Annotated in this window: 11 protein-coding genes; all 11 read right to left on the bottom strand. The window is 41.7% G+C overall.

Going from position 1 to position 12,684, the window contains the following annotated elements:
- Positions 1 to 174: 174 nt before the first annotated feature.
- Positions 175 to 1,419 carry a M20 family metallo-hydrolase gene (locus RWZ05_RS03885; RefSeq protein WP_314642289.1) on the bottom strand — a complete coding sequence of 415 codons (1,245 nt, stop codon included), beginning with the start codon at positions 1,417 to 1,419 and terminating at the stop codon, positions 175 to 177.
- 102 nt (positions 1,420 to 1,521) lie between these two features.
- A complete protein-coding gene (locus RWZ05_RS03880; RefSeq protein WP_314642287.1) occupies positions 1,522 to 2,817 on the bottom strand; it encodes an amidohydrolase in 1,296 nt (431 codons plus the stop codon).
- 228 nt (positions 2,818 to 3,045) lie between these two features.
- The gene (locus RWZ05_RS03875) at positions 3,046 to 3,987 is read right to left on the bottom strand and encodes a DMT family transporter (protein WP_314642285.1); all 942 of its coding nucleotides are present in this window, start codon (positions 3,985 to 3,987) and stop codon (positions 3,046 to 3,048) included.
- A 27-nt stretch (positions 3,988 to 4,014) separates the two neighbouring features.
- Positions 4,015 to 4,911 carry an EamA family transporter gene (locus tag RWZ05_RS03870; RefSeq protein WP_314642283.1) on the bottom strand — a complete coding sequence of 299 codons (897 nt, stop codon included), beginning with the start codon at positions 4,909 to 4,911 and terminating at the stop codon, positions 4,015 to 4,017.
- A 1-nt stretch (position 4,912) separates the two neighbouring features.
- Positions 4,913 to 5,389 carry a YhcH/YjgK/YiaL family protein gene (locus tag RWZ05_RS03865; protein ID WP_314642281.1) on the bottom strand — a complete coding sequence of 159 codons (477 nt, stop codon included), beginning with the start codon at positions 5,387 to 5,389 and terminating at the stop codon, positions 4,913 to 4,915.
- Between the two features lie 297 nt (positions 5,390 to 5,686).
- Positions 5,687 to 7,753: an elongation factor G gene (gene fusA / locus RWZ05_RS03860; RefSeq protein WP_314642279.1), complete on the bottom strand. Its 2,067-nt coding sequence runs from the start codon at positions 7,751 to 7,753 to the stop codon at positions 5,687 to 5,689.
- 113 nt (positions 7,754 to 7,866) lie between these two features.
- Positions 7,867 to 9,003 carry a [FeFe] hydrogenase H-cluster radical SAM maturase HydE gene (gene hydE, locus RWZ05_RS03855; protein ID WP_314642276.1) on the bottom strand — a complete coding sequence of 379 codons (1,137 nt, stop codon included), beginning with the start codon at positions 9,001 to 9,003 and terminating at the stop codon, positions 7,867 to 7,869.
- A complete protein-coding gene (locus RWZ05_RS03850) occupies positions 8,990 to 9,736 on the bottom strand; it encodes a YaaA family protein (protein WP_314642275.1) in 747 nt (248 codons plus the stop codon). The genes hydE and RWZ05_RS03850 overlap by 14 nt, the downstream gene beginning before the upstream one ends.
- A complete protein-coding gene (locus tag RWZ05_RS03845) occupies positions 9,714 to 10,316 on the bottom strand; it encodes a hypothetical protein (protein ID WP_314642274.1) in 603 nt (200 codons plus the stop codon). Before RWZ05_RS03845 ends, RWZ05_RS03850 begins: the two co-directional genes overlap by 23 nt.
- 176 nt (positions 10,317 to 10,492) lie before the next feature.
- Positions 10,493 to 11,752, bottom strand: coding sequence for an Nramp family divalent metal transporter (locus RWZ05_RS03840; protein ID WP_314642273.1), 1,260 nt, complete (start codon positions 11,750 to 11,752; stop codon positions 10,493 to 10,495).
- A gap of 19 nt (positions 11,753 to 11,771) precedes the next feature.
- Positions 11,772 to 12,524: a hypothetical protein gene (locus RWZ05_RS03835; RefSeq protein ID WP_314642272.1), complete on the bottom strand. Its 753-nt coding sequence runs from the start codon at positions 12,522 to 12,524 to the stop codon at positions 11,772 to 11,774.
- Positions 12,525 to 12,684: the final 160 nt, after the last annotated feature.

Raw genomic sequence — 12,684 nt, 5'->3', positions numbered from 1 at the left:
GCTAATTCTATTACACGAAATACACCCTTCTAACCAAGTAAAATATACGGCCCTAGCTAGTTAATACACATCTAACTAGATTATATGTACATAACATATTTCACAGTACTCAATCTAATTAAGTTTAGTACTACCTAATTCAGTTTAGTACTACCTAATTCAGTTTAGTACTACCTAATTCAGTTTAGTACTTTCTAAGCTAAGTTTTCTAAGCACTGTATCCAATACCTTAGCACCCGTAACGATGTCATCCATATCTGCAAATTCAGCCGGATTATGACTGATACCTTCACGGCATGGAATAAAGATCATTCCTGTTGGCACATCATCAGCCCAGTGCATAGCATCATGACCAGCACCACTTGGCATAGTCATATAGTCTACACCGACGGACTTAACAGCCCCTTCAATTTCTCGAATCATAGCAGGATGCATCGCTACTGGATGATCTTGTGCAATAGGCTCAATCGTATAGGATAAGCCTCGTTTCTCTGCAATAACATCAATAAATTCCTTAATAAGAGTGACTACAGAATCACGGGCCACCTTAGAAATACTACGGATATCTACACCTAGTTTCACCGCACCAGGAATGACATTCATCGCCCCTGGCGTAACCTCTACAACACCGACTGTACCAACTACTGGAGGCTCTTCTTGCATGGATGCAATCTCCTCAATACCGAGGATAATTTTTGAAGCCCCACAGAGCGCATCATGACGCAAGTTCATCGGTGTAGCACCACTATGATCTGCATTACCACGAATGGTCACATAGAACCGCTCTGGTGCCGCAATACCAGTTACCACTCCTATAGGTTTTGCTTCGTGCTCTAGTACCTTACCTTGTTCAATATGAATTTCTGTGAAAGACTTTACAGGTCTCTTATATTCCACCTGTTCAATGTCGTCAGGATTTAAGTTGCGACCTTTCAAAGCCTCATACAAGGAAGTACCTTGTTTATCTACTAAGCGATGTAAATCTTTCAAGGTCAATTCACCGCGCATCGCCTTACTACCTAAAGTGGCAGCTCCAAAGCGACTAGACTCTTCGCACATAAAGTCCACTACTGCAATGGTATGGTCATGTTCAAACTGATCCTCTGTCATGCTACGCACGGCTTCGATAGCAGACAACACGCCGACAACACCATCATAATTGCCCCCATTAGGCACACTATCCGTATGAGAGCCCACCATGACTACTGGTAATTCTGGATTCTTACCAAGCTTATAGCCAATGACATTGCCAAATCCATCCGTTTCAACAATGAGTCCCGCATCAATCATGCGATCCATAATGTATTGACGACCTGCCCAGTCTGCATCGGTGAAAGCAAGACGATTAATGCCTTCACCAGGTGATGTCAACTGTGCCATAGCTTCAAAATCCTTGGCTAATCGCTCTCGTTGAATCATATAACACCTCACAATCTGATTCCCATATTGCGATGCATACATCTATAGGGGCATGCACCTATAGTTTCGATAAATACATCGCAATATCTCAGTCAATACATCCTATTTTAAATAGTGAGTTGCAATTGTACCTAATGCAACAATGCCGTTTAACATATCTTCTTCATCGATATCAAAGAGCGGATTATGATGCGGTGCTTTAATAGCAGAGCCCAATACCATATAGGTTGCTCGACCGCCACGATCAATAACACGGTTCAAGAAGTACGCACAATCTTCACTGCCACCACCGCTGTAATCAAATGGTACTTCTTTAAAAATACCTAATGGTTCAATGATGGATTGTACCTCACGAGCTAAATCATCGCTAATACGACCCGCTGGTGTTTCACCTTGTTTTGTAATTTCAAAAGTACAATCATGCATTTCTGCAGCGGCTTTAATAATAGTCTTAGTGCGTTCAATCATGTAATCATTGATTTCTGTAGTAGCACCGCGTGTTTCAAGTTTAAGTACGGCTACATCAGGAGTTACATTGCGACCTGTACCACTTTCAAAAACGCCTACATTCATACGAGAAGCACCTTGACTATGGCGGGCAATAGCTTGTAAGTTAAGCACAGCTGTACAGCCTGCGAGCATGGCATTTTGTGCTTTTTCTGGAGAACCGCCAGCATGAGCAGAATAGCCATGGAACACAGCATCAAGTTTTGTAGTTGCTAAGAAGCCATGGTCACTACAAGCAAAGCAATTAGATAACGTTTCATTAAATCCGATATGCATACCGAACATCAAGTCTACATCATCTACTACACCTGCCTCTACCATCGCTTTAGCACCGCGTACGCCTTCCTCTGCTGGTTGGAAGATAAGTTTAATAGTACCTTTCAATCCATCCTTATGGGTAGCAATATATTCAGCAAGGCCAAGGCCCATTGTCATATGTGTATCATGGCCACAAGCATGCATAGCTTTATCGTGGCGAGAACGGAAACCATTCTTAGCAGGAATATGGTTAAGTTCTTTAGATTCGATGACATCATTAGAATCCATATCTGCACGGAATGCCACTACAGGGCCATCATCACTAAACTTCATAGTGGCTACGATAGCTGTTTTACCATAGCCCATTTTCTCTACTAGCTCAGGATCTGCACCTTCATCCATGGCACGAGCCATTGCTGCTTTCATAACATCTTCACTAGGTAAACCCATACGAGAATCTAAATCGAGTACATCTGCGCCAAGTGCTACATCATAACCCAAAGTAATTAACTTTTCAGCAACTTTAGCAGCAGAACGATATTCAAGCCAAGCTGGCTCTGGATACATATGAAAATCACGACGCATAGCGATAAACTCATCACGTCGTTGTTGTACAAAATCTTTTACAGACATAGGACCCTCCTAAAAATTAATTAGTACTTATATATTAACTATATGAATAGATAGATAAATAGTCAACTAAATAGGTCATGTATACAATATATGCATGGATTATGCTATATAACAGAGTTACAAAGAGTGAAATTATTTTTTGAAACGCTCTTAGAATATCATATTTTATAGAACAAAAAGACACATATATCACGAGAATTATCTCATGGTATATGTGTCTTTATTTCTCTAATTAATTTCTGTTTTATTCAGTTTTTCCAGTACTTCTCGTTTGATTTGTCGTTGCCGATCCCAAGCAATGATAAACACAGTGGCAATGATACAGATCATACCAAAGATGCCGATGAGGGTAAATTCATTCCCCAGCAACGCCCATCCAAATAAGGCAGCGGATATCGGTTCTAAGGATGAAAGTATAGACCCTTGTACGGCCCCAATGAGCCTTACCCCTTCCATATAGGCATTAAAGGATACTACTGTACCAAGTATGATGATGGCAAACAACCCAAGCCACGTCATACCGTCCCAAATCGCTTCAGATTCAAATTGTTGGAACATAGCAACAGATAAGATACCGCAGATAAACATGGCAAAACCAACTATAGACGTAGTACCATATGTTTTTAAAAGCTCAATGGGCTGTAATGTATAGACACAAATGCTAGCCGCCGATACGAGTCCCCAGAACAAAGCTTCTTCGTTGAAGGACGATAAATCTAAGCCTTCTTGCATGACAATACAAACGGTACCAACCATAGCAAGTACAATACAAAATAGCTCTGGTATAGATGGCTTTTTAAAATACCGTAAGAATAGGTAAATAATAATCATCGTCGGTGCTACATATTGAAGCACCGTAGCCACCCCAACCCCAGAAATAGCGATGGCTCTAAAGTATGTATACTGTGCTAAGGCAATCCCTAATATGCCAAAAATCAGTAGCTTTCCTATGTCTTTTGGCTCTTTAAAGATAGAGAAAATACGCTTCCCCTCTTGTACATAGGCTAATACAATGGTTAAGATCCCTGCTATAAGCAAACGCGCCTCTAGTAACCACTCTACATTAATGTGCTTTGCACTTTCAAGAAATTGTACAGATGTGCCTGAAAGCCCCCAAAACAGAGCTCCCATAATGGCAAGGCCCATGCCCTTCCATTGTTTTTCCTCCATAGGCCCCTCCCATGACGAATACTTTCACTACCCTCTTTTTTCTAAAGCAATAATAATAACGGTAGCAATAATCATGGCCATGCCAATTAACCCTAGCATGCTAAATTGATTATCTAAAAAAGCCCATCCAAAGAAGGCCGCTGAAATTGGTTCAATAGATGATAAGATGGATCCTGGAACGGCGCCAATGCGTTTAACCCCTTCTAGGTACGCATTAAAGGATACGATAGTACCTAAGAAGATAACGCAAAAGTAACCAAAGACCGTCCATTCATCCCATAGGGCAAAGGAGTTTGGCTGGTGGAACAAAATCGCCGCCACAACACCGCTTAAAATCATACCAAAGCCTACTGTCGGCAAGGTACCGTACTTTGGCAATAAGCTAACTGGTGCCAAGCTATAGACTGCTACACCTACTGCAGATAAAGTGCCCCATGCAAGCACATCAAAGCGGATACTTTCAAGAGAAATACCACCTTCATTGCCCATAAGACAAATGGTACCAACTAGTGCCAAAATAACAGAAATAATTTCGCCCCTAGACGGTCGTTTACCATAGCGCATAAATACGTAGATAATAATCATAGACGGCGCCAAGTATTGGAGGACCGTAGCGATGCCAGAACCGGCGATAAGAATAGCATGGAAGTAGGTATACTGACACATGCCCATCCCAAAGATACCAAAAATAAGAAGTTGCAGTAAGTCTCGACGATTTTTAAAAACATCAAAGATAGACAGACCTTGTGTAAAACCTGCATATAATACTGTTAACATACCAGCTAGTAAAAGTCGAGATGTCACAAGCCACTCAAGATTCATCCCTCGATAGTTACCGAGAAACTGGACGGCTGTGCCCGATACGCCCCACAAAACTGCACCTAGCAGTGTTAAGAAAATACCAATAACATGATATTGATTCATATTACTCTCCGAGCAAGGATACATGAACCTTTACAACGACCTTGCGGATTTTAATAGGCTTATCGTTTACAGCAATTAGCGCGCGATGGATATCGGACGGAAAGAATACTGTATAGTACCCTTCTGGACAATGGATTCGGCCTTCATCGACAGCTTCATTTGGGTAAAAATAACAATCCCGATCTGGATAAGACTCTACAGGTTTTACGAGGCCTTTATCTACAAAAAAGCCCATATTTTCTTCCCCATCTACCATGAATTGAACATCTACATAATTGAGATGAGACTCAGGTTTTGTAGCTTCAAATAATTTTGTTTCTACATCGTCTACATTGGCGTACATCATGTCCCCTTCAATGGCATGACGACCACCAGGCAATGCTTTTAAATCTGTATTTTTCAAGAAATCCAAAGCCCGTACAATGGCTTTAGGATAGCCCATTTTTGTGTAATCTACAGTAATACTAGAGAAAAACATATACGATCCTTTCACACTATCAATTTATATAGCAAGCACATATTTATATAGTAAATACATATTTATATTGTAAGCTTACGGTTGTCATTATATTTACTCTCTATGTTAGCACATATGTACACAAAGAACTAGTAAAAGCCCTCCATACGCTACATATATGGAGGGCTAATGTAAAATACTATTCAGATTTATGACTTTCGTCAATTGTTATGTTATGAAATTGTTCATTATGCAATTGTCTATTCAGTTGTAGTGATTCTAACTGTATTACATACAGTATGTGGACATGGTCTTACATTATTCTTGAGTTTTATGAGCAGCGATAATTTCTTCCGCTTGCTTATGTGGAACCTCTTCATAAGTATAGAACTGACGATTAAATACGCCTTGTCCTTGAGTGATGGAGCGCAATGCAGTCACATAATCGGCCATTTCAGCCAATGGTACTTGCGCTTTAACAACAGAAATACCTGTTCTTTCACTTTGTTCCATGCCTAATACACGACCTCGACGGCTATTTAAATCACCCATGATGTCGCCCATGAAAGCATCTGGTGCAAACACGTTAACTTCATAGATTGGTTCTAATAGGACTGGTTTCGCCTTAGGAATTACATCCTTGATAGCCTGTGACGTAGCTACTTTAAATGCTAACTCTGAGGAGTCTACACTATGGTAAGATCCATCCAAGAGTGTCACTTGCACGCCAATCATAGGATATCCCGCAATTAAGCCTTTATCTAGGGTTTCTTTGGCACCCTTTTCCACTGCTGGTATGTATTGTTTAGGTACAGCACCACCAAAGATTTTGTCTACGAATGCAAATTCGCTTCCATCGTATAATGGGTCCACTTGAATCTTAACGTGACCATATTGACCATGACCGCCACTTTGTTTTTTATATTTAGACTCGGTTTCAGCGGAGCCTTTGATAGTTTCGCGGTATGGAATGTATGGAGTCACAAGTTTAGCTTGTACGCCGTATTTGCGGTCCATTTTATTGAGAATATGCTCGAGATGAACCTCGCCCATACAATCGATTTGTAATTGGCGGGCCTCAGCATTTTTCACTACCACACAAGTAGGATCTTCTTCTGCAACTTTTAGAACAGCACCAGCTAATTTTTCCTCCTCACCTTTTTTCACAGGTTCCAATGCCACTGTGTATAGAGGTTGAGGGAAGCGGATAGCATCGTATGTTACTTTAAAGTCAGGAGCAGTTAATGTATCTCCAGTCTTAGCATTAGCCAATTTCGGTATCACTACGATATCGCCAGCTTTAGCAGAAGATACAGGGATTTGTTGCTTCCCGATAAGGGTAACCATCTTGCCCCATTTTTCTTCTACCCCTTGATTTACATCAAAGAGGCGATCGCCTTCTTTGAGTTCACCAGAGAAGATACGTACAAAGCTTTGTTTGCCTGCGAATGGGTCTAACAACGTTTTGAATACGAATGCAGTTAATGGTTTATCTACATGTATTGCCCGTTGTTCGCCAGTTTCTGCATCAGTTGCGGTCATAACCTTTTTAGTTGCATCTGGCATGTAACGGATCATACGATCCAATACTTGATCTAAGCCAATACGAGATGTGGCACTACCACACATGATTGGGCACACACGGCCACTAATCATACCTTCACGCAAGCCTTGGCGAATTTCATCTAAGGATAATTCTTCGCCTTCTAAATATTTTTCCAACAATTCATCGCTACCTTCAGCCGCGGCTTCTACGGTTAATTCCCGAATTTCTTGAGCCTTTTCCATAAGGTGAGCTGGTACAGCGATTTCAGTTGGTTGGCCGTCCTTATAAGTAAACGCAGTCATTTTAGCTACGTCTACGACGCCTTCAAAGTTGGCGCCTTCACCGATAGGAATCTGCAACGGCATGATGCCTTTGCCAAATAATTCCCGCATTCTTTCAATAGTACCGAAGAAATCGGCACCATCTACATCCATTTTATTGATAAATGCCATGCGTGGCATTTGTAATTCAACTGCATAATCCCATGCGCGAACTGTGTCAGTTTCTACACCAGATGTGGCAGATAGTACCATCAACATACCATCACACGCACGCAAAGCGGCACGAACTTCGCCATGGAATTCATTGTAACCTGGAGTGTCTACGAAATTAACCTTATGGTCATGCCACTCACATGGAGCCATGCCCAACTGGATAGTTACGTTACGTTTAATTTCTTCCGGTTCAAAGTCCATAATATGTTTATTATCTTGACCTTTACCTACGAAATCAACCGCACCAGAGGTTAACAACAAGGATTCAACAAGAGCTGTTTTACCTGCACCATCGTGGGAAACAACAGCAACGTTTCTAATTTTATCACTACTGTACTCTTTCATCGGAATCGCCTCCTTATTGGCAAATTACGGCTTTTGCTAATACATTTCGACACCATAATAGAAAAGTCCTCTTTTTCCGAAAAAATTTCTCGAAAAAAGAGGACTCTATAAAGCTAAAATTTCCCCGTCCGCTTACCGTAGTGTTTGGAGTCACCATTTTGCTTCCAGCCAACGGTATCACCGATAGACATTACGCGACGCGTTAAGCAGTCTTTACATTTATCTGCATTATCATCTACGCAAGGTTTGTTATCGTATAGCAGGTATTTTGCCCGGTGTTCAGGAATCGTAATGATAGGCATCAAAATATTTGCGCCTGCTGCAAGGCCTTTTTCACGGCCCAGTTTATCAAGCGCTTGTAGAGCCGTTGTAGCCGCAATGTTTACGTCTTTCAAGAATAAGCGAGTCAAGGCAATCATCTTAAGGCCTAGTTGAACGCGGTGGAGCTTGCCTGCTTCATCATCGATGCCCATCGCTAGAGCCTCTTGGCCTAGCGGCGTATCGTGATGTACTACATAAGGTCCCATACCAATCATGTCGATATCCATGTCGCGATAGAACAAGATATCATTTACAAGGTCTTCCTCAGTTTGACCTGGTAAACCAATCATAACGCCCGTACCTACTTGGAAGCCTACGCGGCGCAAACGACGCAAACATTCAACGCGCGTTTCAAAGGAGTGTAATTCATCTTGAGGATGAATTTTGTGATATAGTTCTTTATTTGTAGTTTCAATACGCAATAGGTAGCGGCTCGCACCAGCTTCACGCATGCGGCGGTACGCCTCTTCGCTTTGTTCTCCTACGCACATCGTAATGCCTAGAGAGCCATCGCCGATGGCCTTAATATCGCGAATGAGATCTACCACATAATCGACGAACATATCGTCACAGCGTTCACCAGATTGGAGTGTAATAGAACCATATTCATGGTCATACGCCCATTGAGCCATCTTGATGATATCTTCACGATTCATATCAAAGCGTTCCGTCTTATCATTTTCACGACGGATACCGCAGTAATTACAGTTTTTGATGCATCGGTTCGAGAACTCGATGAGGCCACGATAATACGCTACAGGCTTTACATATTTCGCTTTCACTTCGTAAGCCTTGTTATATATTAACTGCAACTGTTCTTCATCAGTTACAGACATGAGAAATCTCAGTTCTTCCTCGGTCAACCATTCATCGCCGACGAGGTCTTTCGCAAGAATGTCTTGCACTTGCAAATAATCACTTCCTTTCATAACGAACCGTCATCGATTCGCTTGGTATGGTAATGGATTCAATGTCAGTAACACAGGTAAATCCATTAACTTCGCGCGGCAAATCACACACATGTTTCACTTGTCTTGTTAAACATTCGTGAGCCATCACACCGCGACTCATTTTCGAGGATGTACTCATCTGTTTAAACGCATCGCCTCGTAATTCCCAAAATTCAACGGTTACCACCTTTGGATGATTCACCATTTTGGCATATTCTTTAGACGCTAGATTTAAAATCCAATCTTCTTGGTGAAAGTATGCATCCACAGCTTCCCGCCACGTATCGTATAAATTAATACCTACCTTATCAACCATATCGAGCCGATAATCGCGGACGCCCATCGTAGGCTCTACGACGCCGTACAACGCAGACATCACAACGAGGTGGCTTTCACCAAAGGCCTTGGCCTCATCAGACAAGTTCTGCCAGTCTAAATATTTGAAAGCAATGCCATCGTAGCTTTCACAAGCGATACCTACTGGATGGGACTCAAAAGCTTGATAAAACTCAAAGACCGCTTGTGCCTTATCGTCCTTTAGTTTTAAAGCTTTACCAAGAGCCGTCACATCGAGACTTTGGACATGTTTTATGATTTCACCTGTGATGCAGTGCTGAAATTGTCCATCTCGAACTGCAAGATTGACTGACCCATCGCTATTAGCAGCATTCGTAATTGTTTTTGTCTTACTAGGAGAGAGGACGATTTTCATGGGATAATTCCGCCTTGATAGTTTCCTCTGTCAAATTGTCAATCAACTCCGGATTCCACAACATGAGAGGTACGGCCACAACGTGGCTCGCTTTCAGTTCTTTACATAATTTAATGCATTCTTTGAGGTAGTCAGAACCTTCGTCCACAAGATCACATACGATCACTACGTGACGACCTTTAAGATTTACACCTTCGTAATCGATGCTTTTCGCAGATACAGTAAGTATACCGGTTTCTAATCGACCTTCACTCATGTCGTGCAAACGAGACATCAACACGTGCTCAAGCATAGTAGATACAGGTGTTACTACGTGGCCAATACCAAGAAGAGCTTCTGGTTGTGCATGAACGATAACCGTTTTCTTCCGCTTATCCGTTCTGTACTCAACGAGGGCTTTTTCTAAAGCACCGAAGAATACGAATAATTGCCAAGGATCAAAGGAACCAGTTTGGAACATGTCGATAACAGAACCGTCCTCGTCAATATTAAGGCGTGCCAATAATTCCTCTGCAATGTCGCTTACTACAGCAGTAAAATCAGATTGCATTGCATCTTGTAATTTAACTTCCTTTGCCATTAGGTCCTCCTAATTTCCATATATCACACTGCTAGATATAATCTAACAGATATTACACTACCCTTAATTGTACCATACTTTATACCCCTCTTGGGTATTCTAAGATACGCTTTTTACATAATAGATACATAAATGGAAAAAGGACTAAATAGAAAAGGACCGCCAAAGCGGTCCCTTTACCCCACAATTAATAAGTAAATATTCATAACTGTAACGATGATACCGATGCCCCATAAGAGCACATTTGTAAATGTGCGGTTCGCATATTCCCCCATCACCTTGCGGCTACTTGTCATGAAGAGCTGCAAGAAGATAGTAATCGGCAATTGCAAGCTCAAAAACATTTGAGAAATCAACAGTGCTTGGAATGAGTCAGTAACGAATACAATCAGCAACAATGCTGGAATGTAGGTTAACGCCAAGCCTAAACGAGTATGGAAGTCTTTCATATCGTAAGACTCACCAAACATACCTGCAAAGATACTCGCTCCTGCCATGCCTGCCGTAGCCGATGATGCAAAGCCTGCAAAGAGCAAAGCTATCGCGAAGATAGTACCAGCTGCGGGACCGATGAGAGGTCTCAATAATGCCTCAGCTTGTTCAAGTTCCGTAACCTCGATGCCATGAGCGAAGAATACAGCCGCTGCTAATAGAATCATAGCGGAGTTAATCATCCAACCAATACCCATGGAGAACAATGTATCAAGAAACTCGTAGCGCAATTGGCGTTTCATAATAGTCGGATCCTGCGTATTGAACTGGCGACTTTGGATGATTTCAGAATGTAAGAACAAGTTGTGAGGCATAATAACAGCCCCTAAAATACTCAAAATAACGAGCATCGACTCGTTTGGTATCTTCGGATTCACCCAACCAATTCCAGCGGCGGCCCAATCTACATTAACCATATTGACCTCAACGAGATACGCCAACGCAATGAGAGATACAAAGCCGGCTATAATTCTCTCTAGCTTGCGATAGGAGTTAGTAATGAGCATAACCGTACAAATAACAGCGGTCAGAATACTGCCTATCAAGATAGGAATGCCAAAGAGCATTTTTAGAGCGATGGCGGCACCGATAAACTCAGCTAACGCTGTGGCTGCTGCTGCAATGCCTGCCGTACTAAGTACAAAGCGAGACACGTAGCGCGGTAAAAATTCATAAGCACATTCTGATAAGCATTGACCGCGTACAATGCCTAAATGAGCCACATTATGCTGCAATAAAATGAGCATAATCGTAGATAGTGTTACTACCCATAAAAGTTCGTAACCAAAACTGGCACCAGCCGCTAGATTTGCTGCCCAGTTGCCAGGGTCGATAAAGCCGACCGTTACGATAATGCCAGGCCCTATAAATTTAAAAGCCTCGCTTACCTGTTGCTTACCGTTTTGATGGACCGTAAACAACTGTTTCTTTAAAAAGTCAATCATTATAACTCCTTATTAAGGGTTATAGAGTAAAGGTCATCTCCGTTTGCATGCGCGCATCTGTTTTGGACTTCTTATCCTTGGAACCAGCGTAACGAATGCGTACTTCGTTATTCACCTTAACGCGAGAGTCATCAATTTTAAATTTCTTCATTTTTTCTTTGATTTGCTCGTCTGTTAAAGCACGCTCTTCTGGTTTTGCTACGTCATCATTAGCTTTATCAAGAGCTGCTTGTTGTTCTTGAGACACTTGGTACGTCTTGCCAGATTTCTTAGCCTTTTCAGCACGTTTTGCGTCTAATTTTTGGCGGCGCTCTTCGGTAACTTTCTTATCGCGAGCAATGCGATAATCCATTACATCACGCATGTTTTCTTGGTAAATACGCAACGCATATTGACGATCATTGTCGTTCATTTGCTCACGTTTTGTAACCACCTCATCGATAAGAGGCATGAGCTCATCTTTTGTATAGCTTGTATTACCATCAAAGACAAAACCATGTGTATCTGTAATAGCACCATGTTTGATAAGTGTTTGCAGTGCCGTATATGTCCAATCATTCGGCGTTACCACGTCTGAACTTACATGATGTTGTGCTTTGCTAGAGCTACTAATTGTCTCTACATCAGCACCGATACCATCAATCATAGGACGTGCGCTTGGAATGGCAATACTTTCAGCATGGCTATAACCTACAGACGCAACGAGGCACAATGCACCAATCCCTAATGCGCGACGAATAACATTCATTTGACGTGTATATTTTGTATTCATAAGAGTCTCCTTAAAATTACATTTTATACAATCTATTATATGAGTCCCCTTGTGATACGTCAACTCTATACCCTTACACACCTGTGTAAAACACTAACTATTAGACCCTAGATTCACCTGAATCCTTGCAATAACAGGGCCCATAAAATTAAACCACAAG

Origin of the sequence: uncultured Veillonella sp. (assembly GCF_963543145.1) — a bacterium.
Classification (GTDB): domain Bacteria; phylum Bacillota; class Negativicutes; order Veillonellales; family Veillonellaceae; genus Veillonella.
The sequence above is the reverse complement of the archived record's forward strand: the minus strand, read 5'-3'. Positions and strand labels throughout refer to the sequence as shown.

Excerpts from the sequence above, each read along its gene's own strand:
- RWZ05_RS03880 (WP_314642287.1), bottom strand. The coding sequence starts at position 2,817 with ATGTCTGTAAAAGATTTTGTACAACAACGACGTGATGAGTTTATCGCT.
- RWZ05_RS03865 (WP_314642281.1), bottom strand. The coding sequence starts at position 5,389 with ATGTTTTTCTCTAGTATTACTGTAGATTACACAAAAATGGGCTATCCT.
- fusA (WP_314642279.1), bottom strand. The coding sequence starts at position 7,753 with ATGAAAGAGTACAGTAGTGATAAAATTAGAAACGTTGCTGTTGTTTCC.
- RWZ05_RS03840 (WP_314642273.1), bottom strand. The coding sequence starts at position 11,752 with ATGATTGACTTTTTAAAGAAACAGTTGTTTACGGTCCATCAAAACGGT.
- RWZ05_RS03870 (WP_314642283.1), bottom strand. The coding sequence starts at position 4,911 with ATGAATCAATATCATGTTATTGGTATTTTCTTAACACTGCTAGGTGCA.
- RWZ05_RS03845 (WP_314642274.1), bottom strand. The coding sequence starts at position 10,316 with ATGGCAAAGGAAGTTAAATTACAAGATGCAATGCAATCTGATTTTACT.
- RWZ05_RS03850 (WP_314642275.1), bottom strand. The coding sequence starts at position 9,736 with ATGAAAATCGTCCTCTCTCCTAGTAAGACAAAAACAATTACGAATGCT.
- hydE (WP_314642276.1), bottom strand. The coding sequence starts at position 9,003 with ATGAAAGGAAGTGATTATTTGCAAGTGCAAGACATTCTTGCGAAAGAC.
- RWZ05_RS03885 (WP_314642289.1), bottom strand. The coding sequence starts at position 1,419 with ATGATTCAACGAGAGCGATTAGCCAAGGATTTTGAAGCTATGGCACAG.
- RWZ05_RS03875 (WP_314642285.1), bottom strand. The coding sequence starts at position 3,987 with ATGGAGGAAAAACAATGGAAGGGCATGGGCCTTGCCATTATGGGAGCT.
- RWZ05_RS03835 (WP_314642272.1), bottom strand. The coding sequence starts at position 12,524 with ATGAATACAAAATATACACGTCAAATGAATGTTATTCGTCGCGCATTA.